The organism is Caballeronia sp. ATUFL_F1_KS39 (assembly GCF_023630985.1).
Classification (GTDB): Bacteria; Pseudomonadota; Gammaproteobacteria; order Burkholderiales; family Burkholderiaceae; genus Caballeronia; species Caballeronia zhejiangensis.
Genome location: NZ_JALQDZ010000005.1, coordinates 389,519 through 413,781, shown reverse-complemented (window position 1 = coordinate 413,781; position 24,263 = coordinate 389,519). Strand labels below are relative to the sequence as shown.

At 63.5% G+C, this 24,263-nt stretch carries 21 protein-coding genes; 15 read left to right on the top strand and 6 right to left on the bottom strand.

Translation table 11 applies throughout. The features are described 5' to 3' along the window. Window positions 1–322 precede the first annotated feature (322 nt). The 3 genes from NCR93_RS06705 to NCR93_RS06695 all read left to right on the top strand — a co-directional run bounded on the left by NCR93_RS06705 (window position 323) and on the right by NCR93_RS06695 (window position 3,323). Complete coding sequence (locus NCR93_RS06705) at window positions 323–1,660, top strand: Nramp family divalent metal transporter (RefSeq protein ID WP_175980112.1); 1,338 nt, start codon at window positions 323–325, stop codon at window positions 1,658–1,660. 168 nt (window positions 1,661–1,828) lie between these two features. Then, window positions 1,829–3,046 (top strand): phospholipase A, encoded by a 1,218-nt coding sequence (locus NCR93_RS06700; protein ID WP_175980111.1) that lies wholly within the window; start codon window positions 1,829–1,831, stop codon window positions 3,044–3,046. Window positions 3,047–3,119: 73 nt separating this feature from the next. Beyond that, complete coding sequence (locus NCR93_RS06695) at window positions 3,120–3,323, top strand: DUF1289 domain-containing protein (protein ID WP_008349809.1); 204 nt, start codon at window positions 3,120–3,122, stop codon at window positions 3,321–3,323. A gap of 69 nt (window positions 3,324–3,392) precedes the next feature. Here the strand turns inward: NCR93_RS06695 and NCR93_RS06690 are convergent, their stop codons facing one another. The 4 genes from NCR93_RS06690 to NCR93_RS06675 all read right to left on the bottom strand — a co-directional run bounded on the left by NCR93_RS06690 (window position 3,393) and on the right by NCR93_RS06675 (window position 9,207). Continuing rightward, window positions 3,393–4,985 carry an ABC-F family ATPase gene (locus NCR93_RS06690; protein ID WP_008349811.1) on the bottom strand — a complete coding sequence of 531 codons (1,593 nt, stop codon included), beginning with the start codon at window positions 4,983–4,985 and terminating at the stop codon, window positions 3,393–3,395. A 178-nt stretch (window positions 4,986–5,163) separates the two neighbouring features. Then, window positions 5,164–6,609 carry a threonine synthase gene (thrC, locus tag NCR93_RS06685; protein ID WP_175980110.1) on the bottom strand — a complete coding sequence of 482 codons (1,446 nt, stop codon included), beginning with the start codon at window positions 6,607–6,609 and terminating at the stop codon, window positions 5,164–5,166. 11 nt (window positions 6,610–6,620) lie between these two features. Beyond that, window positions 6,621–7,943: a homoserine dehydrogenase gene (locus NCR93_RS06680; RefSeq protein ID WP_175980109.1), complete on the bottom strand. Its 1,323-nt coding sequence runs from the start codon at window positions 7,941–7,943 to the stop codon at window positions 6,621–6,623. Between the two features lie 25 nt (window positions 7,944–7,968). Next, complete coding sequence (locus tag NCR93_RS06675) at window positions 7,969–9,207, bottom strand: pyridoxal phosphate-dependent aminotransferase (protein WP_175980108.1); 1,239 nt, start codon at window positions 9,205–9,207, stop codon at window positions 7,969–7,971. 419 nt (window positions 9,208–9,626) lie between these two features. Between NCR93_RS06675 and NCR93_RS06670 the strand changes: the two genes are divergently transcribed. The 12 genes from NCR93_RS06670 to NCR93_RS06615 all read left to right on the top strand — a co-directional run bounded on the left by NCR93_RS06670 (window position 9,627) and on the right by NCR93_RS06615 (window position 22,455). Then, window positions 9,627–10,001 carry an Mth938-like domain-containing protein gene (locus NCR93_RS06670; protein WP_008349815.1) on the top strand — a complete coding sequence of 125 codons (375 nt, stop codon included), beginning with the start codon at window positions 9,627–9,629 and terminating at the stop codon, window positions 9,999–10,001. A gap of 312 nt (window positions 10,002–10,313) precedes the next feature. Next, on the top strand, window positions 10,314–11,987 hold the full coding sequence (locus NCR93_RS06665) for a glycosyltransferase family 39 protein (RefSeq protein WP_175980107.1): 1,674 nt from the start codon (window positions 10,314–10,316) through the stop codon (window positions 11,985–11,987). Window positions 11,988–12,084: 97 nt separating this feature from the next. Beyond that, entirely contained in the window at window positions 12,085–12,456 is a 372-nt protein-coding gene (locus tag NCR93_RS06660; RefSeq protein WP_008349817.1) for an SMR family transporter, read from the top strand. A 52-nt stretch (window positions 12,457–12,508) separates the two neighbouring features. Beyond that, a complete protein-coding gene (locus NCR93_RS06655) occupies window positions 12,509–13,666 on the top strand; it encodes a DegT/DnrJ/EryC1/StrS family aminotransferase (protein ID WP_175980106.1) in 1,158 nt (385 codons plus the stop codon). A gap of 29 nt (window positions 13,667–13,695) precedes the next feature. Then, entirely contained in the window at window positions 13,696–14,733 is a 1,038-nt protein-coding gene (locus NCR93_RS06650) for a glycosyltransferase (RefSeq protein ID WP_008349819.1), read from the top strand. Continuing rightward, window positions 14,730–15,716: a formyltransferase gene (locus NCR93_RS06645; protein WP_008349821.1), complete on the top strand. Its 987-nt coding sequence runs from the start codon at window positions 14,730–14,732 to the stop codon at window positions 15,714–15,716. Before NCR93_RS06650 ends, NCR93_RS06645 begins: the two co-directional genes overlap by 4 nt. After that, the gene (locus tag NCR93_RS06640; RefSeq protein ID WP_008349823.1) at window positions 15,713–16,759 is read left to right on the top strand and encodes a bifunctional UDP-4-keto-pentose/UDP-xylose synthase; all 1,047 of its coding nucleotides are present in this window, start codon (window positions 15,713–15,715) and stop codon (window positions 16,757–16,759) included. Before NCR93_RS06645 ends, NCR93_RS06640 begins: the two co-directional genes overlap by 4 nt. 9 nt (window positions 16,760–16,768) lie before the next feature. Continuing rightward, window positions 16,769–17,665, top strand: a complete 897-nt coding sequence (locus NCR93_RS06635; protein WP_175980105.1) for a polysaccharide deacetylase family protein — start codon at window positions 16,769–16,771, stop codon at window positions 17,663–17,665. Window positions 17,666–17,736: 71 nt separating this feature from the next. Beyond that, on the top strand, window positions 17,737–18,198 hold the full coding sequence (locus NCR93_RS06630) for a peroxiredoxin (protein ID WP_008349827.1): 462 nt from the start codon (window positions 17,737–17,739) through the stop codon (window positions 18,196–18,198). 398 nt (window positions 18,199–18,596) lie between these two features. Further along, complete coding sequence (locus tag NCR93_RS06625; protein ID WP_008349829.1) at window positions 18,597–20,462, top strand: PhoH family protein; 1,866 nt, start codon at window positions 18,597–18,599, stop codon at window positions 20,460–20,462. A gap of 198 nt (window positions 20,463–20,660) precedes the next feature. Then, window positions 20,661–21,590 carry a C40 family peptidase gene (locus NCR93_RS06620; protein WP_033536115.1) on the top strand — a complete coding sequence of 310 codons (930 nt, stop codon included), beginning with the start codon at window positions 20,661–20,663 and terminating at the stop codon, window positions 21,588–21,590. A 58-nt stretch (window positions 21,591–21,648) separates the two neighbouring features. After that, window positions 21,649–22,455, top strand: coding sequence for an SDR family oxidoreductase (locus tag NCR93_RS06615; protein WP_175980104.1), 807 nt, complete (start codon window positions 21,649–21,651; stop codon window positions 22,453–22,455). Between the two features lie 39 nt (window positions 22,456–22,494). Here the strand turns inward: NCR93_RS06615 and NCR93_RS06610 are convergent, their stop codons facing one another. Together NCR93_RS06610 and NCR93_RS06605 are read right to left on the bottom strand one after the other, a co-directional pair. Next, window positions 22,495–23,505: an inorganic phosphate transporter gene (locus NCR93_RS06610; protein ID WP_008349834.1), complete on the bottom strand. Its 1,011-nt coding sequence runs from the start codon at window positions 23,503–23,505 to the stop codon at window positions 22,495–22,497. A gap of 95 nt (window positions 23,506–23,600) precedes the next feature. Next, window positions 23,601–24,227 carry a DUF47 domain-containing protein gene (locus tag NCR93_RS06605; RefSeq protein ID WP_008349836.1) on the bottom strand — a complete coding sequence of 209 codons (627 nt, stop codon included), beginning with the start codon at window positions 24,225–24,227 and terminating at the stop codon, window positions 23,601–23,603. Window positions 24,228–24,263 lie beyond the last annotated feature (36 nt).

Here is a 24,263-nt window from a genome sequence, read left to right as displayed (position 1 = left end):
GCCGGAAAGAGCGCGCATTTTAGCCCCTAATCCGCTGCCGCGGCACGTGATAAACCCACACTCGTCAAAGTGACACGCAGGCGTAAGCCCGATGCAATGTCATTATTCGTGGTCGGTCGCCTGCGTCCCCTTGCGCCCGCCGTTTTGCGAGTCGTTTCTTCGTCGTTTCGTTGACTCGCACGAGCGCGGCCGACACGGGACAAGCCTGACGAATAGCCAGCGGAACAGTTGTTGCGAGCCAATTCGACGTGCGCCGCGAAAAGCGGCGTCTTCTGAACCGGCAACGCGCACCGTTGCAACGCTATCCGAGGCCGCCTCCCGCATGAATACCACTCCCTCCGCGCTCGCCCGGCCGTCAGCCGCGAAATCCGACGCGCAGTCGCCCGTGGCGACCCGTGAAGATCGGGAGCGCGCGCCGCGCCCGCGCAGACACTGGTATTCGTTCGCCGGCGCGGGCGCGCTCGTCGCTGTCGGCTACATGGATCCCGGCAACTGGGCGACGGCGCTCGCGAGCGGCGCGCGCTACGGTTACTCGCTGCTTTTCGTCGTCCTGCTCGCGAGCCTGATGGGGATGCTGCTGCAATGGGTCGCGTCGCGCGTGGGCGTCGTGACCGGGCGCGACCTCGCGCAACTGTGCCGCGAACGCTACAGCCGCCGTACGACGCTCGTTCTGTGGATCGCGTGCGAAATCGCGATCATCGCGTGCGACGTCGCGGAAGTCGTCGGCAGTGCGGTTGCGCTGCAAATGCTCTTCGGCCTCTCGCTCACGGCCGGCGTGCTGGTTTCGGCGGTCGGAACCTTCGCGATGCTCGCGCTGCAAAACCGCGGCAAGCGTTCCCTGCAGCGGGCGGTATCGACGCTCATCTTTCTCGTGAGTTTGTGCTTCGTCATCGAACTCGCGCTGGCGCATCCGGTCTGGGGCGATGCGCTGCGCGGGCTCGCGCCGTCGCGCGAACTCGTCCGCGATGCCGGCATGCTCTGGCTCGCCGCCGGCGTGCTCGGCGCGACCGTGATGCCGCACAACCTTTATCTGCACTCCGCGCTCGTCAAGGAGCACGCGAGCGCGCGCGACGACGCGACCATCGGGCGCGCGCTTCGTGGCGTGAACATCGATACGTTCGGCTCGCTCGGGCTTGCGTTCATCGTCAACGCGTCGTTACTGATCGTCGCGGCCGCCGTCTTCCACGCGAACGGCCACACCGGTGTGAACGATCTCGCCGACGCCCACCGTCTCATTGCGCCGCTCGTCGGCACCCATTGGGCGGGCGTCGTGTTCGCCGCCGCGCTGCTCGCGTGCGGCCTGAACGCGACGGTCACGGGCACGCTCGCCGGCCAGGCGGTGATGGAAGGCTTCCTGCGCCTCAAGATGGCGCGCTGGGCGCGGGCGCTCCTGACGCGCGGGCTCGCGATCGGTCCGGCGCTCGTCGCGGTCGGAAGTTTCGGCCAGCATGGTTCGAACGCGCTCCTCGTCGCGACGCAAGTCGTCTTGAGCCTGCAATTGCCGCTCGCCGTGATTCCACTCGTGCGCTTCGCCTCCGATGCCGCGCTGATGGGCCGCTGGCGCGTCGCGCGCGTGCCGCTGGCGCTGGCGTGGATGTGCGCGGGCGTGATCGTCGCGCTGAACGGCGCGATGCTCTGGCAGGCGGTGTTTTCGGCCTGACGCACCGGTTTCGATGCCATTTCGTCTGGAATGTCGGGATCGCGGCGCGGCTCGCGCTGTCAGACTGTCCTGATGCCCGCCCCGCCCCAACAGGACACGAACTACATGGCCCACGGCCCACGATCGATTTCGCTGAAAAATTCCCGCCGCTCTGCCGGCCGCGCACGCATGTTCGCGCTTCTTCTTGCCGGCCTTTGCACAAGCGGCGCTACGCGCGCGACCGTCGCCGTGCTGCAACCCGCGCGCGAAGCCGCCGCCTCGCAACCGCTCGAACTGACGCTCCTCTATACCGACGATGACGCGAAACCCCTGACCGTCGATGTCCCGAAGCAACTGACCATGAATCTGACCAATGGCGATTTGCCGCCGGCGCCGCTCACGCTCGAGCGCGATCCGACAGTGCCGGACCGTCTGCGCCTTGCGCCCGGCCAGTATCGCCGCGTGCGTTTTTCGGCGCCGTGGCCCGATTCGGCGCGCGGTGCGGTGAAGATCGATCCGGTCGGCTTCGATGCTTCGCCGATGCTCGTGACGCTCAATCGCAGCGATACGCAGACCGAGGTCGCCGCCGCGGAGAAGGCCGAATCGCAAGCGACGACACCCGGCCAACTCGCCGTCGCGACGGCCGCGGCGAATACCGCCGTCCAACCGGCGTCCAGCACGGACACGTTGCTCTCGGGCCGCTTCTCGACGTTCGAGCCGATCTATTTCGCGGATGGCAAAAACGGCGACAATCTCGCGAAATTCCAGTTCAGCTTCAAATATCGCCTGCATCTGCCTGACGATCCCCGCTCGCGCGGCTTCCTCGACAACCTCTATTTCGGCTACACGCAGACGGCCATATGGAATCTCTCGGCCGAATCGGTGCCGTTTCGCGACATCAGCTTTCAGCCGCAACTGTTCTATTACGTGGAGGACACCGGCTGGAAAAGCGCGCTCTTCACGCGCATGGGCGTCGCGGCGGGCATCGGGCATGAATCGAACGGCAAGAGCGGCGACGAATCGCGCTCGATCAACATCGCGTTCGTGCGCCCGACATGGGATTTCGGCGATCTGAACGGCAATCACCTGACGCTCTCGCCGAAGTTCTATTACTACCTGTCGAAGGCGGGCAACGAGGACATCGCGGATTATCGCGGCTACGTCGATTTCCTCGTGAAATACGGCAGCCCGGACGGCTGGCAACTCGCGACGACATTACGCAAAGGCACGAAGCACTGGTACGGCAGCGTGGAATCGCAGTTGACCTATCCGCTCGCGAAGCTGATCGGCAGCGCGTGGGGCGGCTATCTGTTCGTGAGCTACTTCAACGGGTACGGCGAGGACATCCTCGATTACAACCAGCGGCATCACTGGATCGCGCGGATAGGCTACAGTATCGCGCGTTGAGTTTTTTTACGATTTTGAATGCCGCGTTGCCGCCCCTTTTTGTTCGGCGCCGATGCGGTCACGAGCTAGCCCAATGTCTTCGAATCTTCACGATCTGCCTGATAGCCCCTGCATCGGCGTGTGCTCCACGCTCTTCGACGACGTCTGCAAAGGCTGCGGCCGCACGGCCGGCGAAGTGTCCAACTGGGTGTTTCTGAACGACGACGAAAAACGCGCGATCTGGGAGCGCATTACGCGCGAAGGAACGGCGATGCGGTTTCGCAACGACAGGCTTTGACCGGCATGTAAAAACGGCCCGCTCTTTCGAGGCGGGCCGCTTGTTTCAGCGCGAGCGCGAAGCCGGTGATTACTGAATCCCCTGGCTCGCCAGAAAATCTTCGTAATTCCCGCCGAAGTCGCGCAGCGTGCCATCCGTCTTCACTTCGATGATGCGATTCGCCAGCCCGCTCACGAACTCGCGGTCGTGCGACACGAAGATCAGCGTGCCTTCGAACTTCTCCAGCGCGATCTGCAGCGACTCGATCGACTCCATGTCCATGTGGTTGGTCGGCTCGTCCATCAGCAGAACGTTGTGGCGGCCGAGCATCAGCTTGCCCCAGATCATGCGGCCCTTTTCGCCGCCCGACAGCACCTTCACGTTCTTCTTGATATCGTCCGCGTTGAAGAGCAGACGGCCGAGCGTGCCGCGCATCATCTGCTCGTCGTCGCCCTCCTTGCGATACTGGTCGATCCACTCGGTCAGCGTCTCGTCCTTCGGAAACTCTTCGTACGTGTCCTGCGGCATATAGCCGACGTTGGCGTTTTCCGCCCACTTCACCGTGCCGTGATCGAGTTCGAGCGCGCCCTTGAGCGACTTGAGCAGCGTGGTCTTACCCGCGCCGTTCTCGCCGATGATCGCGATACGCTCGCCCGGCTGCACCGAGAGCGAAAAGTTCTGGAAGATCGTGCGGTCGTACTTCTTCGTGATTTCCTCCGCGACCACCGCGATGTTGTGCAGCTTCTTCTCGTACTCGAAGCGGATGAACGGATTCTGACGCGACGACGGCTTGAATTCCTCGATCTTGATCTTGTCGATCATCTTCAGACGGCTGGTCGCCTGACGCGCCTTCGACTTGTTCGCCGAGAAGCGGCGCACGAAGTCCTGCAGGTCGGCCACGCGCTCCTTCGCCTTCTGGTTCGCGGCCTGCTGACGCTCGCGCGCCTGCGTCGACGCCAGCATGTAGTCGTCGTAATTGCCCGGCCAGACCTTCAACGTGCCGTAGTCCATGTCCGCCATGTGCGTGCAGACCTGGTTCAGAAAGTGCCGATCGTGGGAGATGATGATCATCGTCGAGTTGTACTGGTTCAGCACGTCTTCCAGCCAACGGATCGAGTTGATGTCGAGGTTGTTGGTCGGCTCGTCGAGCAGCAGCACGTCGGGCTTCGAGAACAGCGCCTGCGCGAGCAGCACGCGCAGCTTCCAGCCCGGCGCGACGTTGCTCATCGGGCCATTGTGATCGTTGATGTTGATGCCGATGCCGAGCAGCAGTTCGCCCGCGCGCGCTTCGGCCGTGTAGCCGTCGTATTCGGCGAACTTGGCTTCGAGGTCGGCGGCGCGCATGTAGTCGTCGTCGGTGGCGTCGGGGTTGGCGTAGATCGCGTCGCGCTCGGTCATCGCGGCCCACATTTCGGTGTGGCCCATCATGACGACGTCGAGTACGCGCATGTCTTCGTACGCGAACTGGTCCTGGCGCAATTTACCGAGACGCACGTTCGGCTCCAGCATGACGTTGCCCGATGACGGCTCGAGATCGCCGCCCAGGATCTTCATGAAGGTCGACTTGCCGCAGCCGTTGGCGCCGATCAAGCCATAGCGGTTGCCTTCGCCGAACTTGACCGAGATGTTCTCGAAGAGGGGCTTGGGCCCGAATTGCATGGTGATATTGGCGGTAGACAGCACGGCGCGTCCTTTTGAATGGGGTACGACGAAAAACCTGAGATTTTAACAGCTTTTGGCGGGCTTTTGCCCGCGAGCGGCGATTCTGCCAAGCTGGCTCGGGCGGCGGATTTCGTGCCGCATCATGAAAAACGGGGCGCGGCCGTGCAGCCGCGCCCCGTTCATCCCGATGACGATCCTGTTACGTGCGCTCGGCGATGAACGCCTTCACGACGCCAGCATCGGCAGGAACGATATCGAACCTTTGTGGCAGTTTTTCAAGTCCGACGAACGCAGCCGGCCGCTCGGGCTCGCGATTGAGCGCCTCGCGGATCGTCTCGCCGAATTTGATCGGCTGCGCGGTTTCGAGGACGATCATCGGCACGCCGGGCTTCAGATTTTCGCGCGCGACCTTCACGCCGTCGGCGGTGTGCGTGTCGATCATCGTGTGATAGCGCTCGAATACGTCGCGGATCGTCTTCACGCGGTCGTCGTGGCCACTCTTGCCCGACACGAATCCGAATTCCTTCACGCGCGCGAAATCGCCGCTCACCGCGAGGTCGAAGCCGCCCTTCTCTTCGACGTCGCGGAACAGTTGCAGCACGCGCGCCGGATCGCGTCCGAGCAGGTCGTACACGAAACGCTCGAAGTTCGACGCCTTCGAGATATCCATGCTCGGGCTCGTCGTGTGATACGTCTCCGCCGCGCCGCGCACGCGATACACGCCGGTCTTGAAGAACTCGTCGAGCACGTCGTTTTCGTTGGTCGCGACGACGAGTTGATCGATCGGCAGGCCCATCATGCGCGCGATGTGCCCCGCGCACACATTGCCGAAATTGCCCGAGGGCACCGTGAACGACACGCGTTCGTCGTTGCTCTTCGTCGCGGCGAAATAGCCTTTGAAGTAGTACACGACCTGCGCGACGACGCGCGCCCAGTTGATCGAATTGACCGTGCCGATCTTGTGCTTCGCCTTGTACGCGTGATCGTTCGACACGGCCTTGACGATGTCCTGGCAATTATCGAAGTTGCCTTCGACCGCCAGATTGAAGATGTTCGGATCCTGCAGCGAGAACATCTGCGCGGTCTGGAACGCGCTCATCTTCTTGTGCGGCGAGAGCATGAACACGCGCACGCCGGTCTTGCCGCGCATCGCGTATTCGGCGGCGCTGCCGGTGTCGCCCGAGGTCGCACCGAGGATGTTCAATTCATCGCCGTGCTTGGCCAGTGCGTACTCGAACAGATTGCCGAGCAGTTGCATCGCCATGTCCTTGAAGGCGAGCGTCGGGCCGTTCGAGAGTTCCAGCAGCGACAGCGTCGTGCCGTTTTCCTCGCCGAGCGTCTTCAAAGGCGTGATCTGAACCGCGCTCTCTTCGTGGCGCACGTTGCTGTACACCTGCGCGGTGTACGTCTTGCGCGTAAGCGAGCGCAGGTCGTCGGCAGGAATGTCGTCGCTGAACTTCGACAGCACTTCGAATGCGAGATCCGCGTACGACAGCGTGCGCCAGCGCGCGAGTTCGTCGGCGCTGACTTTCGGATACTCCGCCGGCAGATACAGGCCGCCGTCTTTGGCGAGGCCGCCCAGCAGAATGTCGGAGAACGTGTGGCGTTCGTCGGTGCCGGCGCCGCGCGTCGAAATGTAGTTCATCGTGCTTGCCTTTAGTTGAGCGCTTCCATGCGCAGCTTCGTCACCTTGGAGACGACCGTGGACAGCGCCTCGATCTGCGCGATCGCCGCGTTCACGTTCTTTTCGAGCGTCTCGTGCGTGATGAGGATGATGTCGGTCTCGCCCTTGTTCGCGCCGTCGACTTCTTCCGATTCCTTCTGCAGCAGCGCGTCGATGGAGATGCCCTTGTCCGCGAGAATGCGCGTGATGTTCGCGAGCACGCCCGTCACGTCCGCGACGCGCAGGCGCAAGTAGTAGCCGCTCGTCACTTCGTCGATCGGCAGGATTGGCGTGTTCGACAGGCTGTCCGGCTGGAACGCCAGATGCGGCACGCGATGCTCGGGATCGGCCGTATGCAGGCGCGTCACGTCGACGAGATCGGCGACCACGGCGGACGCCGTCGGCTCCGCGCCCGCGCCCTTGCCGTAGTAGAGCGTCGTGCCGACCGCGTCGCCGTGCACGACGACCGCGTTCATCGCGCCTTCCACATTGGCGAGCAGGCGCTTGGCCGGAACGAGCGTCGGATGCGTGCGCAGCTCGATGCCCTTCTCCGAGCGCCGCGCGATGCCGAGCAGCTTGATGCGATAGCCGAGATCTTCCGCGTAGCGAATGTCGATCGCGGCCAGTTTGCTGATGCCTTCCACATACGCGCGATCGAACTGCACCGGCACGCCGAACGCGATTGCGCTCATGATCGTGACCTTGTGCGCGGCATCGACGCCTTCGATGTCGAAAGTCGGATCGGCTTCGGCGTAACCCAGTTCCTGCGCGGCCTTCAATGCGGTCGCGAAGTCGAGCCCGCGGTCACGCATTTCCGAAAGAATGTAGTTCGTCGTGCCGTTGATGATGCCCGCGATGTACTCGATGCGGTTCGCCGTCAGCCCTTCGCGCAGCGCCTTGATGATCGGAATGCCGCCCGCCACCGCGGCCTCGAACGCGACCATCACGCCCTTCGCGCGCGCGGCCTCGAAAATTTCCGTGCCGTGCACCGCGAGCAGCGCCTTGTTGGCCGTCACGACATGCTTGCCGTTCGCGATCGCGCGCAGCACCAGTTCGCGCGCGAAGCCCGTGCCGCCGATCATTTCGCACACGATGGCGATGGAAGGATCGTCGACGACAGCGTTGAAGTCGTCCGTCACCGCGATGCCTTCCTGCTTCGCCGCTTCGGCCTTCGCCGGCGTACGCACGGCGACGCGCGAAATTTCGATGCCGCGTCCCGCGCGTCGTTTGATTTCTTCCTGGTTACGGCGCAGCACCGTGAAGGTGCCGCTGCCGACCGTGCCGAAGCCCAAGAGTCCTACTTTGATCGGTTCCATGCAGCGCGAGTCTTTAAAAGAGAGATTAAGCGGAATGTCGTTTGCGATAGCCGTCGAGGAAGCGCGCGATGCGGTTGATCGAATCCGCGAGATCGTCGACGTTCGGCAGGAAAACCACGCGGAAGTGATCCGGCGTCGGCCAGTTGAAGCCGGTGCCTTGCACGAGCAGCACGCGCTCCTCGAGCAGCAGATCCGTGATGAACTGCTGGTCGTCCTGGATCGGATACATCTTCGGATCGAGCTTCGGGAACATGTAGAGCGCGGCTTGCGGCTTCACGCACGTGACGCCCGGAATCGCCGTGAGCATGTCGTACGCGAGTTCGCGCTGCTTGAAGAGGCGCCCGCTCGGGACGATCAGGTCGTTGATGCTCTGATAGCCGCCGAGCGCCGTCTGGATCGCATACTGGCCGGGTACGTTCGGGCACAGGCGCATCGACGCGAGAATGCCGAGGCCTTCGAGATAATCCTTCGCGCGGCGGCGGTTCTCTTCGATCAGCCCGGAGATCGCCATCCAACCCGCGCGATACCCGCACGAGCGGTAACTTTTCGAAAGGCTGTTGAACGTGACCGTGACGACGTCTTCGGAGAGCGCGGCCATCGACGTGTGCGTCTTGCCGTCGTAGACGATCTTGTCGTAGACCTCGTCCGCGAAAATGATGAGGCCGTGCTCGCGCGCGATCGCGATCAGATCGCGCAGCAGTTCGTCGGAGTACAGCGCGCCTGTGGGGTTGTTCGGGTTGATGACGACGAGCGCCTTCGTGTTCGGCGTGATTTTCGCGCGGATGTCGTCGAGATCGGGCATCCAGCCGTTGCTCTCGTCGCACATGTAGTGGCGCGGCGTGCCCGACGACAGGCTCACCGCGGCCGTCCACAGCGGATAGTCCGGCGCCGGAAGGAGCACTTCGTCGCCGTCGTTGAGAAGCGCCTGCATCGCCATGACGATCAGTTCCGACGCGCCATTGCCGATGTAGATATCGTCCAGTTCGACGCCCGTCACACCCTTTTGCTGCGTGTAATGCATGATCGCCTTGCGCGCGGCGAACACGCCCTTCGAATCCGAATAGCCCGACGAACCCGGCAGATTGCGGATCATGTCCTGAATGATCTCGTCCGGCGCCTCGAAGCCGAACGGCGCCAGATTGCCGATATTCAGCTTGATGATGCGATGGCCTTCTTCTTCGAGGCGCTTCGCGTGTTCGAGCACGGGCCCGCGAATGTCGTAGCAGACGTTTTGCAGCTTGTTGGATTTGAGAATCGGTTTCACGGCTGGCGCTCTGGGTCTGATGTGAATGCGGACGGGTTCTGGTGATGTCGGTCGCGTGCGGCTCGGAATTCGGGGCAGCCAGCCTCGCGCGCGGCGGACGGGCGTTGCAATAAATACCGAGGTGAAAGCCGATGGCGGCTCGCCCGGACGGCCCGCTTTTCCCGAGCGCCGAACGATGCATTTTAGACGCCGCGCCAGGTAAGGCATGGGCGATGCGGACCGGATTGCGTGTCGAAGGCGGCTTGTGGCGGCACGCGAGCGCAACGGGTGACGCACGAGCGAGCCCGGCAGCCAAAAAGTTATAATTTACTGATTATGGCCCAGTTCCGCAATGCACCAATCGAATGCGCCGGAACCGGCGCAAACGGCGCTGCGCGCGCCCGCCGGGCCTCTCTCCTTTTCCTTGCCGGATCATTGTTTTGAAACTGCACCAGGATTCCACCAGCGCGCTCAATACCATCACGAGCTACGGAGACGGTTTCGTGGCGATCAATCTCGAAAGGCACGAAGGCAGCGTGATCGTCATGCCGCAGACGCCCGTCGCGGCGTGGCCGGTGTCGTCGTTCGATGCGCTCAAGCCCGAGGATTTCGATGCGCTCGTCGAGGCCGCGCCGGAAGTCGTCATTTTCGGCAGCGGGTCGCGGCTGCGCTTTCCGCATCCGCGCCTCACCGCGCAACTGGCGAAACACCGCATCGGCGTCGAAACGATGGATTTCGGCGCGGCCTGCCGCACCTACAACATACTGATGTCCGAAGGCCGGCGCGTGGCCGCCGCACTGCTGATCGAAGCCTGAGGGGATCGCTAAGGCGGCGCTAAGGAAGCGTTGGCAGACTCCCGCCGCCCGTCCGATATCGGCAGCAGCCGTCGCTTGCCAGTCGTCAATTTTGACGGATGCCGGTCGGCCGTGCGCTACACTCCCGCCCGGCATCGTCGTTACGCCGGGCGTTTCGACGTCGGACAAGTGCGCAGCGCGCGCTCGAACGTGCGAACTCGCATCGACAATGCGTGCCTGAGCATGCACGAGTTGCATCCTCGCGCGGCGCGCATTCATCGCTCAATTCGTTTCATTAGCGCCGCGCATCGCGGCATCGGACAGGTCGACTTCATGAACGATACGCCTACCCGGCTACCGCTCACGCGTCTTTCGCTCATTCTTCTGGTACTCGCACTCGCGATCATCTGGTTCGCGCCGCTCGGGTATCGTCATCTCGTGCCCAGCGACGAAGGCCGTTACGCCGAAATGGCGCGCGAGATGTTCGTGACCGGCGACTGGATCACGCCGCGCTACAACGGCTACAAGTATTTCGAAAAGCCGCCCCTGCAAACTTGGGCGAATGCCCTCACCTTTGCGTGGTTCGGCATCGGCGAATGGCAGGCGCGCCTTTATACGGCGCTCACGGGCTTTCTGGGCGTGCTGCTCGTCGGCTATACCGGCACGCGCGTATTCAACGCGATGACGGGCTTCGCCGCCGCGGTCATCCTCGCGACGTGCCCGTACTGGAACCTGATGGGCCACTTCAACGCGCTCGACATGGGCCTGTCGTTCTGGATGGAGCTGACCCTCTGCGCGCTCCTGCTCGCCCAGCGCCCCGGACTGCCGACCCGCGAAGTGCGTCTCTGGATGTGGCTCTGCTGGGCCGGCATGGGCGCCGCGGTGCTGTCGAAGGGTCTCGTCGGCCTGATCCTGCCGGGCGCCGTGCTCGTTCTGTATTCACTCGTGTCGCGCGACTGGGCGCTCTGGAAGCGGCTCTATATCGGCAGTGGGCTGATCGTGTTCCTGATCGTGACCGGCCCGTGGTTCGCGCTCGTGCAGATGAAGAACCCGGAGTTCTTCGACTTCTTCTTCATCGTCCAGCAGTTCAAGCGCTATCTGACGCCCGAGCAGAACCGCCCCGGCGCGTTCTATTACTTCGTGCCGGTTCTGATCGTGGGTTTTCTGCCGTGGCTGTCGATCGCCTTTCAGAGTGTGCGCCACGGCTTGAAGACGCCACGCCAGCCCAACGGCTTCGCGCCGGTCACGATGCTGCTGATCTGGTCCGCGTTCATTTTCCTGTTCTTCAGCGCGTCGCATTCGAAGCTCATTTCGTACGTGCTGCCGATCGCGCCGGCGCTCGCGCTCGTCATCGGGCTGTATTTGCCCTCGCTGACGAAATCGCAGTACCGCATGCATCTGATCGGCTATGCGGTATTTCTGATCGCCGCGGCCTTCGGAGCGATTTTCCTCGGCCGCGCGGGCAGCGCCAACACGCCTAACGCGCTTTATCGCGAGTTCCAGATCTGGGTGTACGCGGGCCTCGCCGTCGCTTTCGTCGTGACGATATTCGCGTTATGGCTGAACCGGCGCAGCGTGCTCGCGGGCGCGACGGGACTAGGCGCGGCCTGGCTGCTGCTGGGCACGATCGCGGGCTCCGGTCACGATGTCTTCGGCACGCAGAGTTCCGGCGTGCGGCTCGTGCCGGCCGTGAAGGCCGCGATGGCCAAGCTCCCGCCCGACACGCCGTTTTACTCGATCGCGAAGCTCGACCACACGATGCCCTTCTACCTCGGCCACACGATGATCATGGTCGGCGAAGCCGACGAGCTGACCTTCGGCGTCCAGACCGAGCCGCAAAAATGGGTGCCGAGCGTCGACGAATGGGTCAGGCTGTGGGATTCGGAGCGCTACGCGTTCGCGCTGATGCCGCCCGCACGCTACGACGAGCTCATGGCACGCCACGTGCCCATGCAGGTGATCGCCCGCGACGAGCGCCGCGTGATCGTGGAGAAACCGCAGCCGTGAGCGCGCGTTTTCCTCCCGGTCGCGATGCTGCGCTGCACGATCGTTCGGCATTTCGCGATGAACCGAGTATCCTTGTTCCGCATTTGAAAAACGCGCGATGAACCCGATCTCCTTTATTTGCATCGTCATCGGCGTATCGTTGAACGCATGCGCCCAGCTCCTGCTCAAAGCCGGCGTGAACGCGGTGGGCCATTTCGACATGACGCCCGCCAACATTCTGCCGGTCGGCATCAAGATCGCGACGCAGTGGCCGATCATCGGCGGGCTTGCCTGTTATGTGCTGAGCGTCGTCGTGTGGATCGTCGGGCTGTCGCGCGTGGACGTGTCGATCGCCTATCCGATGCTCTCGCTCGGCTACGTCGTCAACGCGTTCGCCGCGTGGTACCTGTTCGGCGAAGTGCTGTCGATGCAGCGGCTCATCGGCATCGGCATCATTCTGGTCGGCGTCGTGGTGCTCGCGCGCGGCTAGTTGCCGGACCGAAGCGTCCGCCGGATCAATTCATTTTTTAAACGCATAGTCCATGACTCAAACAACGCGGCCGTTCCTGCCCTTCGTGAAGCCCGATATCGACGAAGAAACCATTCAGGGCGTCGTCGACGTGCTGCGCTCGGGCTGGATCACGACCGGCCCGCAGAATCAGCAGTTCGAGGCGGAGTTGTCGGCGTACGTGGGCGGCCGCCCGGTGCGCGCCTTCAACTCGGGCACCTGCACGATGGAAATCGGCTTGCGCATCGCGGGCGTCGGCCCCGGCGACGAAGTCATCACCACGCCGATGACCTGGGTGTCGACCGCGAACGTGATCCTCGAAGTCGGCGCGACGCCGGTGTTCGTCGATATCGATCCGGTCACGCGCAACATCGACCTGAATCTGCTCGAACGCGCAATCACGCCGCGCACCAAGGCGCTGATGCCCGTCTATCTGGCCGGCCTGCCCGTCGACATGGACAAGCTCTACGAGATCGCGCGCGCCCACAAGCTGCGCGTGATCGAAGACGCCGCGCAGGCGTTCGGTTCGACGTGGAAAGGCCAGCGCATCGGCGCGATCGGCGACATCGTGTCGTTCAGCTTCCACGCGAACAAGAATGTGACGTCGATCGAAGGCGGCGCGCTAGTAATGAATAACGAGGACGAAGCGGAACTCGCGCGCAAGTACCGTCTGCAAGGCATTACGCGCACGGGCTTCGACGGCATGGATTGCGACGTGCTCGGCGGCAAGTACAACCTGACGGACGTGGCGGCGCGCGTCGGCCTCGGCTCGTTGAGGCGCGTCGAGAGCCTCACGCAGCAGCGCCGCGAACTGGCGCGCCTCTATTTCGAAGCCTTCAAAGGCGGCGCGGCGGTCGAGCTCGGCATGGGTCTGCCGGTCGAGAACTTCACGGACCACAACTGGCACATGTTCCAGATCGCGCTGCCGCTCGAGAGGCTCAAGCTCACGCGCGCGGAATTCATGGCGCAACTGAAGGAGCGCAACGTCGGAAGCGGCGTGCATTACCCGGCGCTGCACTTGTTCACGCTGTATCGCGCGCGTGGCTACAAGGAAGGCATGTACCCGCATTCGGAGCATTACGGCGCGTCGAACGTGACGCTGCCGCTCTTCCCGGGCATGACCGCCGACGACGTGACGCATGTCGTCCGGTCCATCGACGAAATCTGCGAGCAGTTCGGACACAACGGGTAACACGGACCATCAAGGACAATCAGCGCAACATGAGTCATTTCGATTTTCCGGCGACGTCCCCCGAGCTTTCGGTGATCATCCCGGTGTACAACGAAGCGGACGGCCTCGCCGCGCTTTTCCAGCGCCTCTATCCGGCGCTCGATGCGCTCGGCACGTCGTACGAGGTGATCTTCATCAACGACGGCAGCCGCGACAAGTCGGCCGCGCTGCTCGCGCAGCAGTTCCACGTGCGGCCCGACACGACGCGCGTCATTCTGCTCAACGGCAATTACGGCCAGCACATGGCGATCCTCGCGGGCTTCGAACAGTCGCGCGGCGAGATCGTCGTCACGCTCGATGCCGACCTGCAGAATCCGCCCGAGGAAATCGGCAAGCTCGTCGCGAAGATGCGCGAGGGCTACGATTACGTCGGCACGATTCGCCAGCAGCGGCAGGACAGCCTGTGGCGCAAGAAGGCGTCGCGCGCGATGAACCGCCTGCGCGAGCGCATCACGAAGATCAAGATGACGGACCAGGGCTGCATGCTGCGCGCGTACAGCCGCCATATCATTGATACGATCAATCGCTGCGGCGAGATCAACACGTTCATTCCGGCGCTCGCGTACACCTTCGCGCAAAACCCGATCGAAGTCGATGTCGCACACGAGGAGCGGTTCGCGGGCGAGTCGAAGTATTCGCTCTATAGCCTCATCCGCCTGAACTTCGATCTCGTTACCGGCTTTTCGGTCGTGCCGCTGCAATGGCTGTCGTTCATCGGCGTGATTCTGTCGGTCGGCTCGGCGGGCCTGTTCCTGCTGCTGTTGATTCGCCGCTTCATGTTCGGCGCGGAAGTCCAGGGTGTGTTCACCCTCTTCGCCATCACGTTCTTCATGCTCGGCGTCATCATCTTCGCGCTCGGGCTGCTCGGCGAGTACATCGGGCGCATCTATCAGCAGGTGCGCGCGCGGCCGCGCTATCTCGTGCAGACGATTCTCGAACAGCGCGACGGCGTATCGGTCGCCGCCAAGCCGTTGCAGGACGCCGTGCAGCAAGTGGTCGCCGTCACGCGCGAGGAAGACGACCGATGAAGCCGCGCGCAGTCGTCTTCGCGTATCACAACGTCGGCGTGCGCTGTCTGCAGGTGCTGCTCGCGCGCGGCGTCGATGTTGCGCTCGTCGTCACGCACGAAGACAGCGCAAGCGAGAACATCTGGTTCGGCAGCGTCGCGCAGGTCGCGGCGGAACACGGCATCGACACGATCACGCCTGCCGATCCAAAGTCGCCCGAGCTTTTCGGCGCGGTGGAGAAAATCGCGCCGGACTTCGTGTTCTCGTTCTACTACCGGCACATGCTGCCCGTCTCGCTGCTTTCGCTCGCAAAGCGCGGCGCGTACAACATGCACGGCTCGCTTCTGCCCAAGTATCGCGGCCGCGTGCCGACGAACTGGGCCGTCATCAACGGCGAAACCGAGGCCGGCGCGACGCTGCATGAAATGCTCGCGAAACCCGATGCAGGCGCGATCCTCGCGCAAACGCCGGTGCCCATCCTGCCCGACGACACAGCAGCGCAAGTCTTCGACAAGACCGTCGTTGCCGCCGAACAGACGCTCTGGCGCGTGCTGCCCGCCTTGCTCGCCGGCGAAGCGCCGCATCTGCCGAACGATCTCGCGGCGGGCAGCTATTACGGCGGACGCAAGCCGGAAGATGGCCGCATCGACTGGTCGCAGCCGGCGCAGCGTGTCTACAACCTGATTCGCGCGGTCGCACCGCCGTATCCGGGCGCGTTCACGGATATCGGCGCCGATCGTTTCATCGTCGCGCGGGCGCGGCTCGTGCCCGAAACGGGCGCGCCGGGCGTTTCACCCGAAAGACTCCGTGAGCTGCGGGGTTTGCCCCCGGGCCTGACCGTGGCGGATAATGCGCTGTTTGGCGTCTGCGGCGATGGCCGCGTCATCGCCATCCACGAATTGCGTCACCGGCCCCTGAACGCCGACGCGCAACCGTCGGGCGAAGAACGCACCGTCGATCCTTCCGAATTCGGCCGAATCATTCAATCCTCTCGTCATTCATGAAAAAAGTTCTGATCCTGGGTGTCAATGGCTTCATCGGCCATCACCTGTCCAAGCGCATCCTCGAAACCACCGACTGGGAAGTCTTCGGGATGGACATGCAAACCGATCGCCTGGGCGACCTCGCGAATCACGAGCGGATGCATTTCTTCGAGGGCGACATCACGATCAACAAGGAGTGGGTCGAGTATCACGTGAAGAAGTGCGACGTGATCCTGCCGCTCGTCGCGATCGCCACGCCCGCCACGTACGTGAAGCAGCCGCTGCGCGTGTTCGAGCTCGACTTCGAGGCGAATCTGCCGATCGTGCGTTCGGCCGTGAAGTACGGCAAGCATCTGGTGTTTCCGTCGACGTCCGAGGTGTACGGCATGTGCACCGACGAGCAGTTCGATCCGGAAAACTCCGTGCTTTCCTACGGCCCGATCAACAAGCCGCGCTGGATCTACGCGTGCTCCAAGCAACTCATGGACCGCGTGATCTGGGGCTACGGCATGGAGGGTCTCAACTTCACCCTCTTCCGTCCGTTCAACTGGATCGGCCCGGGCCTCGACTCGATCTACACGCCGAAGGAAGGTTCGTCGCGCGTCGTGACGCAGTTCCTCGGGCATATCGTGCGCGGCGAGAACATCAGTCTCGTCGACGGCGGCGCGCAAAAACGCGCGTTCACCGACATCGACGACGGCATCGGCGCGCTGATGAAGATCATCGAAAACAAGGGCGGCGTGGCGTCGGGCAAGATCTACAACATCGGCAATCCGACGAACAACTTCTCGGTCCGCGAACTCGCGAACAAGATGCTCGCGCTCGCAAACGAATTCCCCGAGTACTCGGACAGCGCGAAGCAGGTGCAACTGGTCGAGACGTCGTCGGGCGCGTACTACGGCAACGGCTATCAGGACGTGCAGAACCGCGTGCCGAAGATCGACAACACGATGCAGGAACTCGGCTGGGCGCCGCAAGCGTCGATGGACGACGCGCTGCGCAAGATCTTCGAAGCGTACCGCGGCCACGTGGGCGAGGCCCGCAAGCTGGTGGAACAGGCGTAAGGCGCGCGCGTGGCTCGCATCGTTCTGAAAATCGACGTCGATACGCTGCGCGGCACGCGCGAAGGCGTGCCGAACCTCGGGCGGCTCCTCGACAAGTACAGCGCCCGCGCGACGTTCCTCTTCAGTCTCGGCCCGGATCATACCGGCTGGGCGCTGCGGCGGGTCTTCCGGCCCGGCTTTCTGAAGAAGGTGTCGCGCACGTCGGTGGTCGAGCATTACGGCCTGAAGACGCTCATGTACGGCGTGCTGCTGCCGGGGCCGGATATCGGCCGCGAAGCGGTGTCGGAAATGCGTGCGATCCACGAGGCCGGCTTCGAATGCGGCATCCATACGTGGGATCACGTCTACTGGCAGGACAACGTGCGCGGGCGTGATCGCGACTGGACCGTCGCGCAGATGCAGCAGAGCCACGCGCGCTTCATCGAGATTTTCGGCGGACCGCCCGTCACGCACGGCGCCGCCGGCTGGCAGATGAACGGCTACGCGTTCGAGCAGATCGACGCGTGGGGCATGCGCTACGCATCCGACGGGCGCGGCCACACGCCGTATATTCCCGTGCTCGACGGCCGCACGCTGAATCACATCCAGATGCCGACCACGCTGCCGACGCTCGACGAAGTGCTCGGCGTCGACGGCGTCGACGAAAGCAATGTCGCGGCGCACGTGCTGCGTCATACGGCGAACAATCCGCACGATCAGGTGTTCACGCTGCACGCCGAACTCGAAGGCCAGAAGCTCGCGCCGGTGTTCGAGCAACTGCTCGCCGGCTGGCGCGCGCAGGGACACAGCTTTGCCACGATGGGCGATTACCATGCGGCGCTGGACCGCGCGTCGCTGCCCACGTACCCTGTGACGTGGGGCGAGATTCCGGGCCGCGCGGGCGAACTGATCGTCCAGCCGGGCTGAAGCGGCGCGTGGCCGCTTTTTCCCCGCCTCGCTTTTCTCACCGATAAACCAGAACAACCGGAGAAACCTACGTGTCAGTTGCAGTCGACCAGCCCGTTCCCGACTTCACCGCACCCGCGACGGGTGGCGAGTTCACCCTGTCCTCCTTGCGCGGCAGAAAGGTCGTGCTCTTCTTTTATCCGAAGGACAACACGCCCGGCTGCACCACCGAAAGCCTGCAATTTCGCGACCACTACGATCAGTTCAAGGCGGCCGGCGCGGAAGTGATCGGCATCTCGCGCGACAGCGTGAAATCGCACGACAACTTCAAGGCGAAGCTCGAGCTGCCTTACACGCTGGTTTCGGACGCTGACGAAGCGATCTGCACGCTCTTCGATGTCATCAAGATGAAGAAGATGTATGGCAAGGAAGTGCGCGGCGTGGAGCGCTCGACCTTCCTCGTCGACGCAAACGGCGTGCTGCGACGCGAGTTTCGCGGTGTCAAGGTGCCGGGCCACGTAGAGGCGATCGTCGAGGCTGTACAAGCGATTTGAGGCACGTTATATTGGTTCGCAATGAGCGCCTGCCTTCCCCATTTCCTTCGTTCCAGTGCAAGCCGCCGTGTGCCTGTGGGTACGGTGGGCATGGACCCGGGCTATGTGGATCCGGCAAGGGAAAGGCGCTCTGAAGCTGAAGTCAGCCGCTGGTTCCGGTAGTCGGAACGGCGGCTTTTTCATTTGGCGTCGCACGAAAGCCACGCTTCATCGGCTCGGGCGCGGCGTGTTGCACGCAACCTCCAAGGAGCAGATCGAAACTTAGGCGAACCGGCGATTTCGACAACGAAGCGCGCCTCCGGGCGCAAACTGCAGGATTCGTATCGCTTCGAGGGCGTACGAGCAGGATGCGACAGGCGGCGCACGATACACGACCCGATTCCTTTCGAGGGAACATCATGCCTTTGCCTACCGCCCCGGCCAAGCTCGGCCATCTCCTTCCGGCTGAAGAATACAAGGCCAAAGCCCGGCCTTCGAAGCAGTCGAAAAAACAAGCCGCGGCGAGCGATGACGACGCCTATGGCGCGGTCGAGACCGTCGCCGCCGAGCGTCCCGCCACGAACGCCGCGCACACGCTGCGCTCGATCGCGAACGAAGTGCTGACCCAGATTCCGGCCGAGCCGCACGTCGAAGCCGTCGTGCCGCCGCCCGCACCGGGCACCGTCCCTACGCGCGGCCGAAAATCGAAGCAGACCGCCGCGCTCCTGCAGCCGACGCCCGGCGCCCGCGCCACGCCGGATGCAGTCGAAGCGCGCACGGAGCGCGCCGAAACGCCCGTCGCGACCGAAGCACCTGTCTCGGCCACGGCGCGCGATACGCGCGCGCAGAACAAACGTCGCAAGGGCACGGCTGCCGAAGCCGAATTACGCAAGCTCTTCGTGCTCGACACCAACGTGCTGATGCACGACCCGAGTTCGCTCTTCCGCTTCGAGGAACACGACGTCTATCTGCCGATGATGACGTTGGAAGAACTCGACAACCACAAGAAGGGCATGTCGGAAGTGGCGCGCAACGCGCGTCAGGTGAGCCGGACGCTCGATGCGCTCGTCGCGCACGCGGGCAACGCCAGCAAGATGGCCGAAGGGCTTCCGCTCGCTGCGCAAGGCAATCGCGACGCGCTCGGCCGCCTCTACTTCCAGACGACGCTCACGGACATCGAGCCGGTCGAAGGCCTGCCCGTCGGCAAGGCGGACAACCAGATTCTCGGCGTCGTGCGCGCGCTGCAGAAGGAGCGGCCGGATCGCCAGGTCGTGCTGGTGTCGAAAGACATCAACATGCGCATCAAGGCGCACGCGCTCGGTCTGCCTGCCGAAGACTACTTCAACGATCAGGTTCTCGAAGACAAGGATCTGCTCTACTCCGGCGTGCGCGCACTGCCGCAGGACTTCTGGACCAAGCACGCGAAGGGCATGGAGAGCTGGCAGGACACCAAGACCGGCACCACGTATTACCGCGTGACCGGGCCGCTGTGCCCTTCGATGCTCGTCAACGAGTTCGTCTATCTCGAGCCGCAGAACGGCGAGCCGTCGTTCCATGCGGTCGTGCGCGAGCTCAACGGCAAGACCGCGCTCCTGCAGACGCTGCGCGACTACGGTCATCACAAGAACAACGTGTGGGGCATCACTGCGCGCAACCGCGAGCAGAACTTCGCGCTGAATCTGCTGATGAACCCGGAAGTCGATTTCGTCACGCTGCTGGGTCAGGCCGGCACCGGCAAGACGCTGATGGCGCTCGCCGCGGGCCTTGCGCAAGTGCTCGACGACAAGCGCTACAACGAGATCATCGTGACGCGTGCGACGGTTCCGGTCGGCGAGGACATCGGCTTTCTGCCCGGCACCGAGGAAGAGAAGATGCAGCCGTGGATGGGCGCATTCGACGACAACCTCGAAGTCCTCCAGAAGACCGATGACGCCGCCGGCGAATGGGGCCGCGCCGCGACGCAGGAGCTCATCCGTTCGCGTCTGAAGGTGAAGAGCATGAACTTCATGCGCGGACGCACGTTCGTCGACAAGTACGTGATCATCGACGAGGCGCAGAATCTCACGCCGAAGCAGATGAAAACGCTCGTCACGCGCGCGGGCCCCGGCACGAAGATCGTGTGCCTCGGCAACATCGCGCAGATCGACACGCCGTACCTGACCGAAGGCAGTTCGGGTCTCACGTATGTCGTCGATCGCTTCAAAGGCTGGACGCACAGCGGTCACGTGACCCTCGCGCGCGGCGAGCGTTCGCGCCTCGCCGATTACGCGTCCGACATTCTGTAAGCGCGCGGCTTTCAACGCGATGAAACGGCCCGGCGGAGCGATCCTGCCGGGCCGTTTCCTTTCGTCCTAACGTTCCGCACTTGCAACACTTACGGCACAGACTTCATGTAAATCCTCAAGACATCTTGCCGCACGGCCGTGCGGCGGATTAGTATCGGCACACTGTCCTTCCTGGCGGGTTGCCGCTCGCCTTTTGCAATGCGTCGAATCTGCCTGCCGCTACTTGTTACCGTCATGCTCGCCGCGTGTGGATCCGCGCCGCAGCAGACGGCACGCAAGCCTGCGGCCAGCACGAGCGCCAACCGCACTTATAGTCCGCCGCCCGGTTTTCCGAAGTTCGTCGATCACAGTGTCGGGCGCGAGGAAATCTCCATTCAGGCGATGTCGCTCGTCGGCGTGCCGTATCGCTGGGGCGGCAACACGCCCGATGCGGGCTTCGATTGCAGCGGGCTCGTGCGGTATGTCGTCGACCGCGCAGCGTCCGTGAATCTGCCGCGTACGACCGCCGACATGAGTTCGCGCGGCGAATCGGTCGAACCCGACGAGATCGCGCCGGGCGATCTGATCTTCTTCAACACGACCGGACGGCCGCATTCGCACGTGGGCATCTATGTCGGCAAGCTGCGCTTCGTGAATGCGCCATCGACGGGCGGCACGGTGCGCCTCGACTATCTGACGAACCCGTACTGGGCGAAACGATTCGACGGCATTCGCCGCGTCGCGCCGCCGAAGACCGCGCCTACCCCGTTCGATGCGCCGACTTACATCGCGTCGCCTGCGCCCGTGCAAGCGCCTGCTCCGTCATCCGCCGACGCTTTCGAGCCACCGCCCTCGACGCTCAACGCGGCGCAACGCCAGGCTCGCGCCGCTAGCGCTACGACGCCTGGCGTCGCGACGATCAACGCTTCATCGGATCCGATTCAGGCCGCCGCCGACGCCTTCGAACCGCCGCCCCCGACATCGACCGCCGCGCGTCAGCAGGCGCGCTCCGCACAAGCCGCTGCCGATCCCTACGATTCCGCCGAGCCGCCCGTGCGCGTGATGCGCGCCTCCACCGGCTCGCTCGCCGCACCCCGCCCCGCACAGAACGACGATCCCATCGCCCGCTTCGCCACCGGCACGAACTGACGCGCGCTGCGCGTCTCTGCTATCGTGTTCCGATCATTCGTCGACGGAGCGCAACACCATGGACCTGGGACTCGCGGGCAAGGTTGTCCTGATTACGGGCGGCAGCAAGGGGATCGGATTTGCATGCGCCAGAGCGTTCGCGAGCGAAGGCGCGAAGGTCGCGATTGTTTCGCGCGACGCTGCGAATCTGGCCCGCGCCCGGGAGCAACTCGCGAGCGACGGGTATCACGTGCATCTCGCGCGCGCCGACCTGCACGAGGCCCACAGCGCCGAGGATGTCGTCGAGGAAGCGAGCACGGCGCTCGGGCCGATCGACATTCTTATCAACAGCGCCGGCGCCGCGCGCCGCTACGATCCGGACACGCTCGACGCCGCGGCCTACAGAGCGGCGATGGACGCCAAATACTTCTCCTATGTCTATCCGCAGCAGGTCGTTCTCAAGCGCATGGCGGAGCGCCTGCGTAACGATCCGAAAGCCGAGCCTGGCGCGATCGTCAACATCGTGGGAATGGGCGGCAAGATCGCGACGGACATCCACATCGCAGGCGGCGCGGCCAATGCGGCGCTGATGCTCAACACCGTCGGGCTCGCGCATCACTACGCGAAGCTCGGCATCCGCATCAACGCGATCAATCCGGGCGCGACGCTCACGGAACGCGTCGAGGAAGCGCTCGATCTGGAGGCGAAGCGGCAAGGCGTGACGCGCGATCAGGTGCTCGCCGACAGTCAGGCGAAAGTGCCGCTCGGACGCTATGCGAAGCCGGAGGAAATCGCCGACGTTGCGCTCTTTCTGGCGAGCCGCCGCGCGAGTTACGTGTCGGGCGCAATCATTCCGATGGACGGAGTGTCGTCGCCGATCATCTGACGCGCTGCGGGCCCGATGAGAGCCCGCAGGCGGAACGAATCAAAGGAAGCGGTGGCCGATCCACCAGCCGGCCGCCGCGAGCGCGGCGGACGCGGGAATGGTCAGAATCCACGCCCACACGATATTGCCCGCGACGCCCCAACGCACGGCGCTGAATTTCTGCGTCGCGCCGACGCCGACGATCGCGCCGGTGATCGTATGGGTCGTCGAAACGGGAATGCCGAGGAACGACGCGACGAAGAGCGTGATCGCCCCGCCCGTCTCCGCGCAGAATCCGCCGACCGGCTTCAGCTTCGTGATCTTCTGACCCATGGTCCGCACGATGCGCCAGCCGCCGAAGAGCGTGCCGAGACCCATCGACAGGTAGCACAGGCCGATTACCCAGACGGGCGGCGCTTCGGCTGTTGCGGAGGCGTAGCCGGTCGCGATCAGCAACATCCAGATGATGCCGATGGTTTTTTGCGCATCGTTGCCACCATGGCCGAGCGAATACAGGCCAGCCGAAACGAGCTGCATGCGGCGGAAACGCCGGTCGACCTTCGAAGGCGGCGTGCGGAAATACAGCCACGACACGAGTAGCATGAAGAACGAGCCGAGCACGAAGCCGAGCAGCGGCGAGATGAAGATGAATGCGACGGTCTTGAGCAGCCCGTCCCAGTTGAGCGACCCCCAGCCGGATTTGGCGAGCGCCGCGCCGACGAGGCCGCCGATCAGTGCGTGCGACGAACTCGATGGAATGCCGTAGATCCAGGTGACGATGTTCCAGCCTATCGCGCCGACGAGCGCGCCGAAAATGACGTAATGATCGACGATTTCGGGATCGATCGTGCCCTTTCCGACGGTTGCGGCGACCTTGAGGTGAAAGATGAAATACGCGATGACGTTGAACGCCGCGGCGAAGGCGACCGCCTGCTGCGGCTTCAATACGCCGGTCGAAACGACCGTGGCGATGGAGTTGGCGGCGTCGTGAAAGCCGTTCATGAAGTCGAACGCGAGTGCGACTATGACGAGCAAGGCGACTGCCCAGATGGCGAGTTGAATCGAATGCATCGGTTGGTGTTGTTTTTACCGGCGCTCGAAGACGGCGCGGGATTGTGTCGTCGTTGCCCGCGTTGCGTGATGCGCCGCGGGCTCGGGCGGCATGATCAGGCGTTTTCCAGCACGATGCCTTCGATGATGTTCGCGACGTCTTCGCACTTGTCGGTAATCGTCTCGAGCAGTTCGTAGATCGCCTTCAGCTTGATGAGCGTCTTGACGTCGTCTTCCTCGCGGAAGAGCTTCGACATCGCCGAGCGCAACACGCGGTCCGCGTCCGACTCGAGCCGGTCGATTTCCTCGCAGATCTTCAGGATTTCGCTCGCGCGCTTCATGTCCGCCAGCAATTCGACGGCCTGCTGCACGCGCGTGACCGTGCTCGTGCAGATATGCGCGAGCTGGCTCGCCTCCGACGTCACGAAACGCACGTCGTACAGGGAAATAGCGGTGGCCACGTCCTCCATCAGGTCGAGGATGTCGTCCATCGTCGTGATGAGCTTGTGGATTTCGTCGCGGTCGAGCGGCGTGATGAACGTCTTGTGCAACAGGTCGATGGTTTCGTGCGTGAGCTTGTCGGCGCGCTTCTCGTTCGCCTGCACGTTCTGCTTGTGAACCTCGGCTTCGTCGAGGTTGTCGATCAGCAGTTCAAGCTCGCGGCTCGCGTCGACCATGCACTTCGCATGCGCGTTGAAAATCTCGAAAAATTTGCCCTCGGTGGGCATGAAACGACCGAACATGAAAATCCCGATAAATGGGTCAATCTGAGTCAGACA

Bases quoted from the DNA above. Each gene is read 5' to 3' on its own strand.
- NCR93_RS06610 (WP_008349834.1), bottom strand. From the start codon at position 23,505: ATGCATTCGATTCAACTCGCCATCTGGGCAGTCGCCTTGCTCGTCATA.
- NCR93_RS06700 (WP_175980111.1), top strand. From the start codon at position 1,829: ATGTTCGCGCTTCTTCTTGCCGGCCTTTGCACAAGCGGCGCTACGCGC.
- NCR93_RS06605 (WP_008349836.1), bottom strand. From the start codon at position 24,227: ATGTTCGGTCGTTTCATGCCCACCGAGGGCAAATTTTTCGAGATTTTC.
- NCR93_RS06615 (WP_175980104.1), top strand. From the start codon at position 21,649: ATGGACCTGGGACTCGCGGGCAAGGTTGTCCTGATTACGGGCGGCAGC.
- NCR93_RS06640 (WP_008349823.1), top strand. From the start codon at position 15,713: ATGAAAAAAGTTCTGATCCTGGGTGTCAATGGCTTCATCGGCCATCAC.
- NCR93_RS06625 (WP_008349829.1), top strand. From the start codon at position 18,597: ATGCCTTTGCCTACCGCCCCGGCCAAGCTCGGCCATCTCCTTCCGGCT.
- thrC (WP_175980110.1), bottom strand. From the start codon at position 6,609: ATGAACTACATTTCGACGCGCGGCGCCGGCACCGACGAACGCCACACG.
- NCR93_RS06705 (WP_175980112.1), top strand. From the start codon at position 323: ATGAATACCACTCCCTCCGCGCTCGCCCGGCCGTCAGCCGCGAAATCC.
- NCR93_RS06660 (WP_008349817.1), top strand. From the start codon at position 12,085: ATGAACCCGATCTCCTTTATTTGCATCGTCATCGGCGTATCGTTGAAC.
- NCR93_RS06680 (WP_175980109.1), bottom strand. From the start codon at position 7,943: ATGGAACCGATCAAAGTAGGACTCTTGGGCTTCGGCACGGTCGGCAGC.
- NCR93_RS06620 (WP_033536115.1), top strand. From the start codon at position 20,661: ATGCGTCGAATCTGCCTGCCGCTACTTGTTACCGTCATGCTCGCCGCG.
- NCR93_RS06695 (WP_008349809.1), top strand. From the start codon at position 3,120: ATGTCTTCGAATCTTCACGATCTGCCTGATAGCCCCTGCATCGGCGTG.
- NCR93_RS06645 (WP_008349821.1), top strand. From the start codon at position 14,730: ATGAAGCCGCGCGCAGTCGTCTTCGCGTATCACAACGTCGGCGTGCGC.
- NCR93_RS06650 (WP_008349819.1), top strand. From the start codon at position 13,696: ATGAGTCATTTCGATTTTCCGGCGACGTCCCCCGAGCTTTCGGTGATC.
- NCR93_RS06655 (WP_175980106.1), top strand. From the start codon at position 12,509: ATGACTCAAACAACGCGGCCGTTCCTGCCCTTCGTGAAGCCCGATATC.
- NCR93_RS06665 (WP_175980107.1), top strand. From the start codon at position 10,314: ATGAACGATACGCCTACCCGGCTACCGCTCACGCGTCTTTCGCTCATT.